Annotated in this window: 14 protein-coding genes and 1 pseudogene; 6 read left to right on the top strand and 9 right to left on the bottom strand. The window is 45.4% G+C overall.

All coding sequences use genetic code 11. The annotated features are described in order from the left end of the window. Positions 1-128: 128 nt before the first annotated feature. The 3 genes from QUA23_RS08870 to QUA23_RS08860 all read right to left on the bottom strand — a co-directional run bounded on the left by QUA23_RS08870 (position 129) and on the right by QUA23_RS08860 (position 2,497). A complete protein-coding gene (locus tag QUA23_RS08870) occupies positions 129-791 on the bottom strand; it encodes a hypothetical protein (protein WP_333073942.1) in 663 nt (220 codons plus the stop codon). A 92-nt stretch (positions 792-883) separates the two neighbouring features. After that, positions 884-1,657: a PP2C family serine/threonine-protein phosphatase gene (locus QUA23_RS08865; RefSeq protein ID WP_333073940.1), complete on the bottom strand. Its 774-nt coding sequence runs from the start codon at positions 1,655-1,657 to the stop codon at positions 884-886. 177 nt (positions 1,658-1,834) lie between these two features. Continuing rightward, a complete protein-coding gene (locus tag QUA23_RS08860; RefSeq protein ID WP_332953856.1) occupies positions 1,835-2,497 on the bottom strand; it encodes a VWA domain-containing protein in 663 nt (220 codons plus the stop codon). 244 nt (positions 2,498-2,741) lie between these two features. Here QUA23_RS08860 and QUA23_RS08855 point away from each other — a divergent pair, with 244 nt between their 5' ends. Next, positions 2,742-3,344 (top strand): Uma2 family endonuclease, encoded by a 603-nt coding sequence (locus QUA23_RS08855; protein ID WP_333073938.1) that lies wholly within the window; start codon positions 2,742-2,744, stop codon positions 3,342-3,344. 52 nt (positions 3,345-3,396) lie between these two features. Continuing rightward, positions 3,397-3,651: a DUF6737 family protein gene (locus QUA23_RS08850; RefSeq protein WP_333073936.1), complete on the top strand. Its 255-nt coding sequence runs from the start codon at positions 3,397-3,399 to the stop codon at positions 3,649-3,651. Between the two features lie 100 nt (positions 3,652-3,751). Here QUA23_RS08850 and carB read toward each other — a convergent pair whose 3' ends face one another. The 3 genes from carB to QUA23_RS08835 form a co-directional block, all read right to left on the bottom strand. Continuing rightward, positions 3,752-7,063 carry a carbamoyl-phosphate synthase large subunit gene (carB, locus tag QUA23_RS08845; RefSeq protein WP_333073982.1) on the bottom strand — a complete coding sequence of 1,104 codons (3,312 nt, stop codon included), beginning with the start codon at positions 7,061-7,063 and terminating at the stop codon, positions 3,752-3,754. A gap of 573 nt (positions 7,064-7,636) precedes the next feature. Next, positions 7,637-7,876: a hypothetical protein gene (locus QUA23_RS08840; protein WP_333073934.1), complete on the bottom strand. Its 240-nt coding sequence runs from the start codon at positions 7,874-7,876 to the stop codon at positions 7,637-7,639. A 60-nt stretch (positions 7,877-7,936) separates the two neighbouring features. Then, positions 7,937-8,197, bottom strand: a complete 261-nt coding sequence (locus QUA23_RS08835) for a hypothetical protein (RefSeq protein WP_333073931.1) — start codon at positions 8,195-8,197, stop codon at positions 7,937-7,939. A 241-nt stretch (positions 8,198-8,438) separates the two neighbouring features. On the opposite strand from QUA23_RS08835, the gene QUA23_RS08830 reads away from it, so the two are divergent. From QUA23_RS08830 to QUA23_RS08815, 4 genes are all read left to right on the top strand, one after another. Next, a complete protein-coding gene (locus tag QUA23_RS08830) occupies positions 8,439-8,696 on the top strand; it encodes a hypothetical protein (protein WP_172192361.1) in 258 nt (85 codons plus the stop codon). Next, complete coding sequence (locus QUA23_RS08825; RefSeq protein ID WP_333073928.1) at positions 8,689-9,912, top strand: murein transglycosylase A; 1,224 nt, start codon at positions 8,689-8,691, stop codon at positions 9,910-9,912. The genes QUA23_RS08830 and QUA23_RS08825 overlap by 8 nt, the downstream gene beginning before the upstream one ends. Before the next feature lie 153 nt (positions 9,913-10,065). Further along, entirely contained in the window at positions 10,066-10,770 is a 705-nt protein-coding gene (locus QUA23_RS08820; protein ID WP_333073926.1) for a tetratricopeptide repeat protein, read from the top strand. 224 nt (positions 10,771-10,994) lie between these two features. Then, complete coding sequence (locus QUA23_RS08815; protein WP_333073924.1) at positions 10,995-11,882, top strand: ROK family protein; 888 nt, start codon at positions 10,995-10,997, stop codon at positions 11,880-11,882. A gap of 152 nt (positions 11,883-12,034) precedes the next feature. Here the strand turns inward: QUA23_RS08815 and QUA23_RS08810 are convergent, their stop codons facing one another. The 3 genes and pseudogenes from QUA23_RS08810 to QUA23_RS31015 all read right to left on the bottom strand — a co-directional run bounded on the left by QUA23_RS08810 (position 12,035) and on the right by QUA23_RS31015 (position 15,778). Continuing rightward, positions 12,035-12,457 carry a hypothetical protein gene (locus tag QUA23_RS08810; RefSeq protein ID WP_333073922.1) on the bottom strand — a complete coding sequence of 141 codons (423 nt, stop codon included), beginning with the start codon at positions 12,455-12,457 and terminating at the stop codon, positions 12,035-12,037. A gap of 464 nt (positions 12,458-12,921) precedes the next feature. Beyond that, entirely contained in the window at positions 12,922-14,580 is a 1,659-nt protein-coding gene (locus QUA23_RS08805; RefSeq protein ID WP_333073920.1) for a CTP synthase, read from the bottom strand. Positions 14,581-14,859: 279 nt separating this feature from the next. Then, positions 14,860-15,778 (bottom strand): annotated as a pseudogene (locus QUA23_RS31015) (Rpn family recombination-promoting nuclease/putative transposase). Positions 15,779-16,082: the final 304 nt, after the last annotated feature.

The following is a 16,082-nucleotide window of genomic DNA, read 5'->3' as shown; positions in this document are numbered from 1 at the left end:
AAAGCAGAATTGTTGACACCTCGATTTTATTATAGAACCGCACCAAATTTTCACCGCTCATTAGACATCTACCAAAATTTTTGTGGGGCAGGTATCCTGCCAGCCCTTGACTTTATTTGAGTAGATGCCTATTCAATAGTTGCTGCCGATTCCCGCAGCTCCTTGTACAATAAAACCATATAAACAGTCATCAACGGTACGACTAAGAATCCCAGTAGGTTACTCACCATCTGAGATGCTAGCGAATTTCCCAATCTTGAACCGATTAGTCCAGAAATCAATATTGCTGGCACAAGAGCCACAATAGATATGAGAAAATTCGAGCGAAATAACAACCACCAGCGCCCTTGAGTTAATTTCCAACTGCTGTTAAGACTATCCTGTACAGAAAAGTTATTAATGACAGTAACGTAAGATGAAAACATTAAACGAGATAATATATAACATCCGGGAATTTCTATTATGAGTAGAAGCCAGCCTGGCAAAAACAAATGGAACAACATAATCCCTATAATCCCTGCTAAAATAAGAACTACAGGAATAAAATAAGCCAAGATGAGTTGCAGCAATCTCCTGTTTGCTTGATTAAAAGCCTCACTCACAGTTACTTGATTTCCTGTCAAACTTCGGTAACTGTAGAAAATCATAGCTCCCGACAAGAAGGGAATTAGCACGAACAAGTAGATAATATTCAAAGGAATAGCTGCTGAACCCAAACCAAAATTATTCAGCAGCATAATTATCAAAGTGGGAGAGTTGATTATCAACAGAGGAGCGTATATAGATCCCATCTTAGCAAAGGTTTCTCGTAACAAGTATATTGCACTAATTGGGTGATCTATCATTATTTTGTAACCACACTTGATCAGTGGATTTAAACAGATTAGACAGGGCTAGAAAAAGTGGCTAACAATAATGTTAAGTCATCATCGGTGCGTTCGGAAACGCGAGGCGATCGCAAAAATGACTCTAACTGCTGTTTCGCATCTTTCTCTTCTTTCCACTCGCCCGAAAACCGAAACAAAGGCGCAAAAAACGGCCCGTGGGGCGTGCCTTCCGGGATTTTGAGCGCTAGCATTTGCAAGCCGTCGGAAAAAACCGCTAAATGCCGGAGTTTTTCCCGCAGTACCTTAAATTGCGCTGTTTCTATAGCATTCGGCGAAATCAAAAAGATGGTTTCGTTGATGTATTCGCCGCAGGGAGGTACAGTCAGGGCGATCGCATTTCCTGCACTATCACCCGCTACCGCCGCACCGTCGCCGATTTGAGCAACGGCGATTAATTCCGGCGTAGCAACAACCGCAATTAAAGTGCAGGCTAAATCTCTCGGCGCCACTTCCCGCACTGCCGCTTCTGCTTCCACCTGCGCCCGCGCAACTTGCAGTGATGCTGTCAAGAATACCTGCCATTCATCGTCATTTTGAGGCAGCCTTTCCTGTTGCTGGCAAATCGTTTCAACAACCGCTTCCACAGCAATTTTTGCCCCAATTTCTGCGAGTGCTGCCGAACCCGCACCATCGGCAACCGCTGCCGCTAAAACACCGTTTGGCAAGAGACGCCAGCAGTGGGCATCTTGACAAGGCTGCGATCTTTTTTCGTGGCTGGTACCTATCACCGATGCCGCTACAACTTGCCAATTGAAGGATGAATTCTCCATTAATAACTCTTTAATTCAAAACTTTGTAAATTCAAAACTATGCAAATTCAGGACGGGTTTATTTATCCCTAATTAGGTATGGCGATGCACACAACACCTTACTTATGATGTAGGGTTCCATGCACACCGCACTTACCGCTGGTCACTTACTAATGACCAATGACTTCCAACTAATGACTACACAGTTCCCCATCCAGGTGGCGGCAGTGCTACTTGTTCATCAATTTTTGAGTGAGAAACTCTCTGCATACTAGCCGACAGCCAGATGAACATCTCTCTAAAGTCTAATCCTCTCAATTTTACAGGCGTGCGCTCGACAATTTGCGCCAGACGGGTGATATTAGCACCTTCCACTCCGACTGCAAAAAATGCCACGCGCTTGTTAGTTTCTTCCTCTTTAATCCGCTGTGCTGCTATTTCCACAACATCGTCTGATTCACCTTGAGGTTCGCCGTCAGTAATCATAAATACCCACGGGCGGTAGTAGGTAATGCCGTTGTTGCGGTATTCGGATTTGCGAGCGGCAATGGTATCTAATGCTAGCTGAATGCCTGCGCCCATGTGGGTTTGTCCTTGAGCTGTCAGCAGTGGCGTCTCGAACTGGTCGGCGGTCACGAAGTCTTGCACGACTTTGATATGATTGTCAAATGAAATAATCGCGACTTCTACTCGCTTTTTAGCTAGTTCGTCTTTAATTAGGTCATTCCTAAAAATTTCCAGCCCCTCATTCAAGGCATCTATGGGTGCGCCTTGCATGGAGCCGGAGGTGTCCAGCAGGAGGACGCAGGGACAGCGCGGCTCTGGGTTTTCGGCAAATTCTACGGCTTCGTCTAGTCTCATGGTTCGGGGTTGACCTGGGAGTGGCTCGATTTCTAGGTTTATTACTTTACTGTATCAAGTCAGTAACAAAATTAAGTGCAAATTGCTAGGGCGATCGCATTTTACCATTTATGTGAATCGATTTTTGATTTTTGATTGTATATTTTAGATTTGAGAATTGGATGTCTGCCGTCAAAAAAACAAATTTTTTCCTGCCTGTGGTAATATAGGCTAATAGTATTAGTGCAAAATAAGGATAAATTTTATGATTGCAACAGTCACACAGAAATTAACCTTTGACCAATTCCTTGTAGAATGTCCAGAAGAGGGACGCTATGAACTGGTAAATGGAAAAATTGTAGAGATGAATGCGACAAGAAATCATGATGATGTTGCTGATTTTACGTCTGACTCATTTAAAGATCAAGTTAAACGGCTAAGTTTAAATTATGTAGTCAACAATACCGCCGTTATCAGAACTGTAACTAAAGCCGGAATCGAACAAGGGCGGAGACCGGATGTCAGCGTAATCGATCGCGATTTGTGGCGCTCGAACCGTTCTGCTTATGCTGCATTGCGGGAACCAATTCAACTGGCAGTGGAAGTAACATCAACAAATTGGGAGGACGATTATATAGACAGATTGGACGAATATCGGCGTCTCGGAATTCCTGAGTATTGGATTGTCGATTATTTAGCAATTGGTAGCAGGGAATTCCTGGGAAACCCCAAAGTTCCAACTGTATTTGTCCACCTTTTGGATGCAGAGGGCAACTATCAAAGAAGCGCGTTTAAAGGCAGCGAACGAATTGTGTCGCGGACTTTTCCCAAATTAACGCTGAAAGCAGAAGAGGTGATGAATGTTTAACTTCCGTTAATCCACCTAGCCAGACTATCATTCATAAAAAATTACTGAAAATATGAAATCTATTTCTGATAAAAAACTTTCCGATCAAAAAGCTATTAGTCCTTGGAGTTACAAACCTTGGTGGTGTCAGCCTTGGTCGATTCTTTTAACTGGTACTAGCCTAATTAGCGGTAGTTGGTTTTTATTAAAAACTGTTTGGATAACTGTTTTAGTCGCAATTCCTTTATTAGCTTGGATGGGTTTTTTCTTGTTAGTTTGGCCGAGGCTGATGCTGTCTAGCGGAGTTTTGGATTCCGATGCAGATTAGGTTTTGGTGGTGCACACCCTATGTTTAGGTTTTGGTGGTGTGCACCCTATGTTGTGGGTAAGGTGCGCGGTGCACACCCTACCTTTGAGTGTTTCGCAGTCTAGGTTTGCGGGTAATAGTCTTGAATTGCTTTTACTTCCATCGGGTGGGATTTGAGCGATCGAATTCCCGCTGCTGTCGCTTTGGCACCGGCTATTGTGGTAATAATCGGGATTTTGTAAGTCAAAGCTGTGCGGCGGATAAAGATTCCGTCGGCCCGGGATTCTTCGCCCGAAGGTGTGGTGATAATTAGTTGAATTTTCTCATTCTTGATCGAATCCAACAAATTCGGCCGCCCTTCGTGCAGTTTCAATTCCAAATCTACCTCTAAACCTTGCTCTTGCAAAACTTTGCGTGTTCCGTGAGTTGCGACTACTTTGAAACCCAATTCTAAGAATTCCTTGACAACGGGTACAACTGCTAGTTTGTCGCGCTCGCGCATCGAAACCAGCACGGTTCCAAACAGCGGCATCATTTGTCCGGCACCTAATTGAGCTTTGGCAAAGGCTTTGCCAAAATCGGTGTCAATTCCCATGACTTCGCCGGTCGATCGCATTTCTGGCCCTAACAAGGTATCAGTTCCGGGGAACTTAGCAAAGGGCAATACAGCTTCTTTTACCGAAACATGGGTGGGTATAATCTCTTCAGTAAAACCCAAAGCTTCTAGAGTTTTGCCAGACATGACTCGCGAGGCCATTTTTGCTAAGGGAACTCCGATCGCTTTGGACACAAAAGGCACTGTTCGAGAAGCTCGCGGATTAGCTTCCAAGATGAAAACTTGTTCCCCTTGAACAGCAAATTGAATATTCATCAACCCGATTACTTTCAGGGATTTTGCTAATTCTACAGTCCAGCGGCGGATTGTTGTCAAAGCTGCGTCCGAAAGCGTTTGGTAAGGGATAGAACAAGCAGAGTCGCCGGAGTGGATTCCCGCTTCCTCGATGTGCTCCATAATACCGCCGATCGTCACATTGCCAGTAACATCGGCGATCGCATCGACATCCACCTCGATCGCATTCTCCAAGAACTTATCAATTAAAATCGGATGATCGGGTTCTACTAGCACGGCATAGGTCATGTAACGTTCCAATTCCGTATCGGAATAAACAATTTCCATTGCTCGCCCGCCTAATACGTAACTCGGCCGCACCACTACCGGATAACCGATCCGTTGAGCTACTATTAAAGCATCCTCAAAACTGCGGGCTAAACCGTTAGCAGCTTGCTGAATATCCAATTCCCGCAGAATCTTTTCAAATCGCTCTCTGTCTTCAGCAGTATCAATGGAATCCGGCGAAGTTCCCCAGATTTGTGTTTGTACATCGGGGTGATTTTCCAGAGATTTTTGTAAAGGAACCGCTAATTTCAGCGGCGTTTGACCGCCAAACTGAATAATTACTCCCTCTGGATTTTCTGCTTCGATGATGTTGAGAACATCTTCTTTGGTTAACGGTTCAAAATACAGGCGATCGCTCGTATCATAATCCGTCGAAACCGTCTCCGGGTTCGAGTTGACCATAATTGTCTCAAAGCCGTCTTCTCCTAGGGAATAGGAAGCGTGACAGCAGCAGTAATCAAACTCAATTCCCTGTCCGATGCGGTTCGGCCCGCCACCTAAAATCATCACTTTTCGTTTGGTAGAAGGCAAAACTTCCGACTCCGGCGCGAGACTGTGGCCTACAGGCGAAACTTTCTTTTCTTCATCGCCCAATTCCCAAATTGCCGCTCCAGCTTCGTAGGTGGAATAATAATACGGTGTAAACGCTTCAAATTCAGCGGCACAGGTATCGACTGTTTTGTAAATCGGAATTACGCCTAACTGTTTGCGGTAAGCGCGAACTTGATCTTCCGATGTTTTGGTGGCGTAAGCAATTTGGCGATCGCTAAAACCCAATTGCTTTACTTCAAACATTGTCTCTTTTGTCAACTGGTCCAACCGCGTTCGTTTCAAGAACTTCTCAGTTTCCAGCAATTCCTGCATTTTATCCAAAAACCAAGGATCAATTCCTGTAAACTCGAAGATATCTTCCACCGACATTCCCATCATCATCGCGTGGCGAACTGTAAAAATGCGATCGGGATTTGGCGTCCGCAATCCGGCGCGAATTTGTTCCAAACTCGGCAACTTTTCCGGTTTGTCGCACCCGAAACCTGCGCGGCCTGTTTCCAATCCCCGCAGGGCTTTTTGGAAGGATTCGTTGAAGCTGCGCCCGATCGCCATTACCTCCCCAACAGACTTCATTTGCGTTGTCAAAGTCGGTTCGGAACCGGGGAACTTTTCAAAGGCAAATCGGGGAATCTTCGTCACCACGTAGTCAATTGTCGGCTCAAAAGACGCCGGAGTTTTCTTGGTAATATCGTTGGAAATTTCGTCTAGGCTGTAACCTACCGCTAATTTTGCCGCCATTTTTGCAATGGGGAAACCAGTTGCTTTCGAGGCCAACGCGGAGGAACGGGAAACCCGAGGGTTCATTTCAATAACGATGAAATCTCCGTTGACAGGATTGACGGCAAATTGAATATTGGAACCGCCGGTTTCAACTCCGATTTCGCGGATAATTTTCACCGAAGCATCTCGCAGGCGCTGATATTCTTTGTCTGTGAGAGTTTGCGCCGGGGCGACGGTGATAGAATCGCCGGTGTGGACGCCCATCGGATCGAGATTCTCGATCGAACAAATAATCACTACATTATCTGCCAAATCCCGCATTACTTCGAGTTCGTACTCTTTCCAACCAATCAAAGATTGTTCGATCAAAATTTGCGATACTGGACTGGCATCAATCCCGCCTTGTGCCATTTCTTCAAACTCTTCTTGATTGTAAGAAATGCCGCCTCCCGTGCCTCCCATTGTAAAAGCAGGACGAATAATTAACGGATAACTGCCAATTTGGTGACCAATTGCTTTGGCTTCGTCGAGAGTGTTGGCAATTCCCGAAGGGCAAACGGCGACCCCAATTCGCGCCATCGCTTCCTTAAATAATAGCCGATCTTCTGCCATTTCAATTGCTGGCAACTTAGCACCAATCAACTCGACGTTGTACTTTTCTAAAACGCCATTTTTAGCGACAGCAACTGCTAAATTTAGTGCAGTTTGACCGCCCATTGTCGGCAAAATTGCTTGAGGTCTTTCTTTAGCGATGATTTGTTCGAGGATGGCTGGCGTTAGAGGTTCGATGTAAATGCGATCGGCAGTTTCCGGATCGGTCATAATCGTTGCAGGGTTGGAATTTACCAACACTACTTCATAACCTTCTTCTCGCAAAGCTTTGCAAGCTTGTGTCCCTGAATAGTCAAATTCGCACGCTTGACCGATAACAATTGGGCCGGAACCAATGAGAAGAATTTTTTTTAAGTCTTGACGACGGGGCATAGGTTCGTAATTAGTAATTGGACAAGGTGGAGGATTAATTTGATATTTTGCATCACTCTTAGAAACAGGCTTTCTAAGCTGTTCCCCCCAAAGCTTACTCAAAATAGTGTAAGTTTTGTTGTTAATTTGAAATTGTGCACCATTATCCGCCTTTTGGAAGCAGAACCTCGCAACTCCGGCTGACAGACACCCCCCGCTAACCAGAAATATTGATGAGAAAAGGGTGCAGTCGATCGGTAAATCAAGACTATTTTAAGTGTTGCGGTCAAATCGTGTTCTAAAATACACAATCCCTGTATTCCGCCGGATTAATCATTGTAGAGACAGTCCAAGAACCCTTCTTCGTGTCAACTTAACGTCTAACCCAATCACAGACTGTTGTTTGAGTATTAAATCTAGATCCCCCCTAGCCCCCCTTAAGAAGGGGGGGACAAGATTCTTCTCAAAGTCCCCCTTCTTAAGGGGGATTTAGGGGGATCTAGACTGGGTTAAAAGCGAGATTTATCAATGGTTTCAGGCGATTGTTGACACCAATGGGTTCTTGGAGTGTCCCTAGCGTATTTCAGCCTATTGTTAAGCTTTGCGCGATCGGCGAATGAGTACGCTTATCACTTGTCCCGGCTTTGCACCTCGCTGTGGCGGGCTCCAATCGCCAACTTGGGCAAATCCCAGTCGGTACAATGTGTGGATGGTTTCTAACACGGCTGCGCGGGAACCGACAACCGTTATCCGCACGACTTCCTGTTCCGATACTGCTGAGTCGTCATTTGGACGCGCGGAAAAGTTATCGTCAGGTACGAATTCCTGTGACATAATATGGTTTCCTGGTTTTTGGTTTTCTAGGAAAACCCAAAAACCCAGCCGCCCCGCACGTTAACACAGAGCAGGGCGGCTACAGAGAGTGTTAAAATTCTCCATTAGCCTCCAGACTGCTGTAATCAGTTTGGCGGTTAGCTGTCCATTGCTGTTGGTAGCAGCTTTGGGCAGTGCAACTAGATTTTTGAGCGACGCGGGCTGCTTCCTCTCTGAGGAAAGCAGCTTTAATTTCACAGCGTAGCCGCAGATGGGGGCCGCCGTCAATCGATTTAAGATTTTGGATTTAAGATTGAGATTTTCCTCCAACAACTCTCGCACTCTCCCCTTCTCCCACTCTCCCCCTCTCCCTCCACCCAACCTACTAGATGAGGGAATGCGCCGAGGAAGAGGTAAAATATGGAATCGTTCCAAAAGCTTAAAATCAAAAAACTAAAATACAGATATGCCTAGAACTCAAGTGCGAATATTTTGTGCACCTGCTGCTTGATGGCAACCACATCAATTTTAGATTTTAGATTTTAGATTTTAGATTGTCGTCCAACAACTCTCCCTATCTCCTATGCCTAGAACACCCAGCGAATATTCCGTGCACCTGCTGCTTGAAGGCGGCCACCGCGAAGAAGTGCGTTTCGCAACGCTGCAAGATTTTCAAAAGTGGTACAGCAGTACACTGGTGCCGAAACAAGATTCAAGAGAATTTCTTAACGTCCCGATTAAAAATATTCAAGGCGAATACATGGTAGTTCGGCCTACCAGCGTTCTCGCAATTCGCGTAGAACCGATATTTACTTCTAGTGTCGAACGATACGATGAATAAGGAAAATAATCAATTGAGTAGGAAAGATTGGAAATTGAGCAAGATTTTTCGCTATCAGCTATTAGCCATTGCCTGTTGCGTTTTGGCGATCGCTGTTTCGGTGCCCGCCGTTGCAGTTCCGTCGCTGCAACCAATTAGTTTAAATCAATTGCAAGCTGGCGAGGCGGATGATCTCGCCTTTGACGCTCAAATCTGGGGCGAAAATGGCAAACCGGGCGATCGTCAATTGCTGTTAAAGTCGATCGACAACAGCCTCCGCTATCTCGATACATCAGCCGCCGCCACTGCTTACAGCCGCTATCCAGTCGCAGGAGTTACGCGCGATCGAGTTCGGCGTTCTCTCGATAGATTTCGCCAATTAGTTGTCAGTTCCACAACTCCGGCACAACTCCAGGAATCGGTCAAGCGCGAATTTGTCTTTTACAAATCCACGGGCAAAGACGGCAAAGGAACAGTCGCATTTACAGGTTATTTCGAGCCGACTTACGCAGCATCTCGCACTCCTAATTCCGAATACCGTTATCCCCTGTACCGGATGCCGCCAAACATGGCATCTTGGCCGAAACCTCACCCGACCAGATTGCAATTAGAAGGCGAAGATGCTTTGCAGGCAAGTAAAGGATTGCTGCGGGGATTAGAATTAGTTTGGTTGCGCGATCGATTCCAAGCATTTCTCGTGCACGTCCAAGGTTCTGCGAGATTGCAGCTAACCGATGGTAGCGTGATGACCGTCGGTTTTGCAGGCAAAACCAGTCACAGTTATACAGGAGTCGGGCGAGAATTAGTTAAAGACGGAAAGTTTACTTTAGAAGAGTTAAATTTGCCGAAACTAAGGGAATATTTCACCAACTTTCCCGCAGATATGAACAAATATTTGCCGAAAAATGAAAGCTTTGTATTCTTCCGGGATACTAACGGAGTTCCAGCTACAGGAAGCATTGGAGTGCCAGTAACTGCCGAAAGGTCGATCGCCACCGATAAAGCTTTAATGCCCCCTGGCGCACTAGCATTAATTAGTACAAAACTCCCTTATCCGAATGCGGCGGGACAACTCGAACAAAATGCGGTAAATCGGTACGTTTTGGATCAGGATACCGGCGGTGCAATCAAAGGCGCGGGGAGAGTGGACGTATTTATGGGAACGGGGAATTTAGCGGGCGATAGGGCCGGTTATATCAACTCAACAGGAGAACTGTATTATCCGCTTTTAAAGTAGATTAATTCTACTTGATGTGATTGTTTACTGTGCGTTGCAATCCCGGACACGGCAATGCGCCGTGTCCCTACAAATATCGCCGACAATCAATATATAATCTATTTTTGATAATTGCTATAAAATAGAAAATACCCCACCCTCTCAATCTTACAAATGCTCAACAAAATTCTGCAATTCTTCAAACGACTATTTCAGCGAATATTCGGAGCCCCAACCCCATCCACCCCGCCGGGAAATACCGCCATCCGCCCAGCCTTAACTGACGCGGAATACGAGTCGAAATTCATGGAAATATTGGAAGGAGTGAATGCCGGCTGGAGTCGAGGGGATGTAGCGGGATTCTTAATCGCAAAACGCCTTAAAGATGGTGAATTGGCGACTTGGTTGCGACGGTTTGGGCAAAGATTGTTAGAGGGCGAACATGATGAAACTGCTGCTGCTGATGCCGTGGCATCGCTTCAGGAATTGGCGCAGCGGCTGGTATTGTTAGGTAGAATTGCCAGCGGGGAATTGTCAGAGGTTGCCAGGCAAATTGGGCGGGAGATATTGACACGGTTTCCGCTGCCGGAGGTTGAGGAGGAGGATACAAAGGGGAGGGTGATTGAGGCAGTTTTTGTTGGGGATGGTTTGGGTTTTTCTAGGGAAGTGAACCGCAGAGGCGCTGAGGGTGCGGAGGCAGAATCGGAAGTTAATGTAGAGGCGAAAGCCTGGTGCGAGCGAGGGAATGAGCAGTATAATTTAGGAAGATTTGAAGAGGCGATCGCATCTTATACTCAGGCAATTGCTCTCGAACCAGACTATCACGATGCTTTGCACAACCGAGAGGTAGCGCAACGTAAGTTAGGCGAAATTAAATAGGCGAACTCCCTTGTATCCAGAATTTTTGTTAGGTATTGCGATCGGTATGATAATATTAAAAATTAAGCCCAGTTTTTGTCGCTAATTATTATACAGTAAAATAAGAGTTGGAAAATGTAAATTATCACGACAAAGTTACTTGGGAAGGTGCAAAATCCGCACTATAAAATATGTTTATACTATTATGATTAATCCCAAATTCTTGCATCCACAACCAAAATAGAATGACACAAGTAATCGGCATTGACTTAGGCGGAACCGCAATTAAACTCGGCAGATTTAGCGAAGACGGCATTTGTCACCAATCCTTAACTGTTCCAACCCCTCAACCCGCAACGCCAGAAGCCGTTTTAGCTACAATGACCGATGCTATTTTACAATTGAATCCGGTCGAAAATGCTGTAAGTGCGATCGGCATCGGCACTCCTGGCCCCGCAGACGCCGCCGGCCGCATAGCGAGAGTAGCAATTAACCTCAAAAACTGGCATAACGTCCCCCTAGCTGACTGGTTGGAAGCTAAAACCGGACTGCCGACCATATTAGCAAATGATGCCAACTGTGCCGGATTGGGAGAAGCTTGGTTGGGCGCAGGAAGGCAATTTAAAAATCTAATTTTACTAACTTTAGGTACAGGCGTCGGCGGTGCAGTTATCCTAGACGGCAAACTATTTGTAGGTCATCAAGGCGCGGCCGGAGAACTAGGATTGATTACTATAAATCCTGACGGCCCGGAGTGCAACAGCGGCAATCGCGGTTCTTTAGAACAATATGTTTCCGTGCAAGCAATTCGCCGGAAAACGGGTTTGGAACCTGTAGAATTAGCAAATTTAGCTAAGTCGGGAGATGCCAAAGCTTTAGAATTTTGGCAAAATTACGGGCGCTATCTGGGTATCGGTTTGGCAAGTCTCATTTATATTTTGACGCCGGAAGCTATTATTATCGGCGGTGGAATTAGTGCAGGTGCGGAATTTTTCTTGCCGCAGGTTCGAGAAGAAATTGAGCGGCGGGTTCTGCCGAGTTCTCGCGAAGATTTGCAGTTATTGGTTGCTGAATTGGGCAATCAAGCAGGCATGGTAGGGGCGGCAAAATTAGCTTGGCAGCTTGCTCAATAGTTAAAATTTAAAAATGCAGCGCATTTTACTGCGCTTTTTTCATATCTAAACTTACGGTGCAACCTAAGCACTTTACCTAAAAAAATTTTTAAATGAATGTGAGGAGTTACTAAACATAGTCTCCCTTCATCCTTCAATGACTAATGACTTCTTCATGGCAGAGATTGCCCAGTCGTCTTTTTAATGTATTCCTGAACTTCTTGATAAGCGTCCGGGTTGCTTTGGCGGAGGATAATAATATTAGTTGCGCTGTCAGGCAGACAAAAGCTTAGCCGACCGTTCTGCTCGCAAGCAAAAGAGCTAATTCGACTCATATCGATCGCAAATTCTTTGCGGTCATAATGAATTTTAATCCACGAACCTCTAGAATTGCGATCGATGGTTTTTTTGAGGTAATCGAGAACTTGCTTGTAAGCCTCATAATTGCCTTGGGGATTGAGGATAATCGGCTGACTGCTATTAGGCAGCCAAAAGGTGAGACGCTTGTTATCCAGTTCGCTAGAAAAAGCACTAATAGTGTCAAGGTCAATTATGTATGTACTTTTCTCATAAGTAATTTTGCTCCAATAAGCCACAAAGCCTCCTCAAACCTGTGTTTCCTGGTATTTTAGGATAGTTTGACAACTCCTACCATTGTAAATTTTAGATTGTAGATTTTAGATTGGGCATGACTGATGACTATCTGGGTTGGCAAGTTGCCTAAAGTTGCATTCTTTTTGGAAACTGGTATCACCCTTGAAATCCGTAAAAACTTAAGTAAAAATATCAGCATTTTTACCTTTTGCCTTCTGCCTTCTGCCTTCTCCCTTGTGGTACTAGCCCCCCAGCCATAGCATAGGGGCTGGAGGGGGAGGTTTTTCACTCGTTGAGAATGCTGCCCGATATCTAGTCCGATAAGTGCGACCCCTATCAAATCCTATTGGTCTGTTGGGTGAGTTTTGTAATGTCGATTGTCTGGGCGATTTGAATATTGTCTACTCTGAACCGCCCCTACAGACCTCTAATATATCAGAACTAATCGATCGCACATGATACGAGATCAGTTTGCTGCAACTTTCTCGGCAACCAAGCCGCGACCCTCATCTTCTAAAACATCCTGCTTTCCCTGGATGCTAGCAGCCTGGATAAACCCTTGAAACAATGGGTGGGGGGCGCTAGGTCGAGATTGGAATTCGGGGTGAAATTGACTGGCTATGAAAAAGGGATGGTTCGGCAATTCGATCATTTCTACCAATCGGCCGTCTGGAGATGTACCGGAGACTGCATAACCTGATTCTAAGAAAAGATTGCGGTAGGCGTTGTTGAATTCGTACCGATGGCGGTGCCGCTCGTAAATCACTTCTTTCTGATAAAGTTTGAAAGCGAGGGTGTCTGGGTTGACACGGCACGGATACAAACCCAGGCGCATTGTACCGCCCAAATCGACTACATCTTGCTGTTCTGGCAATAAATTAATTACCGGATTTGATGTATCCGGGTTAAATTCAGCGCTGTTGGCATCCTTTAGTTGGGCGTTGTTGCGCGCCCATTCAATCACAGCACACTGCATCCCCAAACATAATCCCAAAAATGGAATTTTGTGGTGTTTGGCATATTCGATCGCCGCTATTTTGCCGTCAACTCCCCGAACCCCAAAACCTCCCGGTACAAGAATGCCGTTGATACCTTTGAGATAATTATCGATGTTTCCCGATTCTAAATCTTCTGAGTTAATCCAGCGCAAATTCAGGTCGCCGCCGATCGCAATTGCCGCGTGTCGCAAAGCTTCGACCACCGAAAGATAAGCATCGTTTAACCGCACGTATTTGCCAACTAAAGCAATATCAATTTTGTGATTGGGACTGTAAAGCCTGTTGACTAAAGTTTGCCACTGATGCAAATCTGGCTGGCGATGTTCGAGTTGCAGCAAATTGATGGTTTGTTCCGCCAAACCTTCCTGTTCCATCATCAGCGGCACTTCGTAGATACTTTTGGCATCTTGAGCGGTGATGACGCATTCTTCGGGTACGTTGCAGAATTCCGACAATTTCTGTTTCATGCCCAAAGACAGCGGGCGATCGCACCGACAGACTAAAATATCTGGTTGAATGCCGATCGACCGCAATTCCTTCACCGAATGCTGAGTCGGTTTAGTTTTCATCTCCCCAGCCGAAGGAATCCAAGGTATCAGCGTGACGTGCATATACACAACATTTTGCCGGCCGACATCCTTGCGAAACTGCCGAATTGCCTCCAAAAACGGCAAAGATTCAATATCTCCCACCGTTCCGCCGATTTCCGTAATCACGACATCGGGATTAGTATTTTTTGCTACCCGATGAATTCGCTCTTTAATCTCGTTAGTGATGTGCGGAATCACCTGCACCGTGCTCCCCTGATACTCGCCGCGGCGTTCTTTGTTGATCACCGCTTGATAAATAGAACCCGTGGTGACGCTGTTGAGGCGAGACATGGAAGTATCGGTAAAACGCTCGTAGTGTCCCAAATCCAGGTCAGTTTCCGCACCGTCTTGCGTGACGAAGACTTCTCCGTGCTGAAACGGGCTCAGAGTGCCGGGGTCAACGTTAATATACGGGTCTAGCTTCAAAATCGAGACTGAATAGTCCCGCGATTTTAATAGGCGGCCCAAGGAAGCACCGACAATTCCCTTGCCGATGCTGGAAACCACGCCACCAGTCACAAACACAAATTTGCTCATAGGATTTTCGACTTTAGATGTTTCTGTTTCTAGTTAAGGTAACACTCAACTCTAAGAGCTAAAATCAAAAATTGTCCAGCAGTGTTTGACCATTTATCAAATACGGCTGGGGATATGACGAGTGGCCCACAACCTCGATCGGGCGGTTTGCAGGGGTTTTGAGCTGGTGGGCCAATTCCAAAACGGTTGATTGTTCATCAGTGCGCTTTGGGCTGACACCAGTCAAGGGCGATCGATCTTCTGAGAAAACCACCTTCACCAAGGCTTATTTTCCTTTCCTCAAACATATCTCTGCAACCGCTCTGTCACATCTGACACACTGGCCAACTCTAAAACGGCCTCTCCTAAATTCTCTAATTGTTCAGCGGATAACTGACTGATGCGAGTTTGAATCTGCGACGACAACGGGCCGACGCTCCAACAGCCGCACAACTAACTCCAAATTTCCTTGTTTGATGCCTTGTTCGATGCCTTGTTCTTTCCCAATTCTGGTAGCTTTGGTAATTGCACCCCGCTGGTCTTGAATAAAAATTTCTCGTCTTTCTAAATCTTCCAATTCATCAGGATCGAGATTCGCTTCATTAGCAATTGCAAAAGCCTGCCGGAGTTCCGGCACATTTCCCAACTCTTCGGGAACCGACCGTAAAATTTGAGCAGTTTTCATGAAATATATCCACTTATCTGTCAGCGTTTCTAATTCCTGTAATGTTTTGTCAAATTTCGGCAGTTAAACAAATACAAGTTCAAATTCATCAGCTAGATATTCGGTTGAAAAACTTTTTTCTTTAAAAACAAAGTGCTAAATCACTGTTTCTAGGTCCTCAAACATTTGAAAATCTGTAATGGTCAGAGCAATCACAGGGTTTAACAAGCTGTAACCGCTTCCTGTGGTTAGCTGCATTCAATAAGCTTTAGTGGCATTGTATAAAATCTGCTTCTCGAATGACTCTACATTCAATACTTGCATTTCAATAATTACCGTTTTGTTGCCATCAATCTTAGCTTAGACATCCAAGTAAGTATCTTTTACTCCTTTGATTTTGGGAGCTAAATAGGGATCGATAATTTCTAAATCTTCGATGACTGGCTGTGCTTCGTAGAGCATGGCATTCAAGAAACTAATCAAAATGTCCTTACTCTCAGCAGAACCGAAGATTTTTTTAAAACCCAAGTCGGTTTTAGGGTTAATAAAATTCATGGCTTTTTCAATTTATTAGAGGTGGAGAGGTTGAGATTAGAGTGATTTAATTATTTAACTATCATACAATTTTCTAGGTTGGAGTCGCGGACGATCGCCCCAACCGACATCACCCAAATACGGATCGCGCGGCCGACAGCAGTCGCCCTGAGCAATCATGGCTTCGACAAAAGTTCCAGCGCCCAGTCCGCCCCTAGGCTAGTCAATCTAAAATCTAAAATCAGCCCTAGGCCCTTGGTGATTTTTCCCAGAAAGCTAACTCAGGAACGTTTCGCGAAGTGTAAAGTCATGGTAAACAAAGCAC

Origin of the sequence: Microcoleus sp. Pol1C5, from assembly GCF_036701115.1 — a bacterium.
Lineage (GTDB): Bacteria > Cyanobacteriota > Cyanobacteriia > Cyanobacteriales > Microcoleaceae > Microcoleus.
This window is presented reverse-complemented; position numbering and strand designations above follow the sequence as displayed.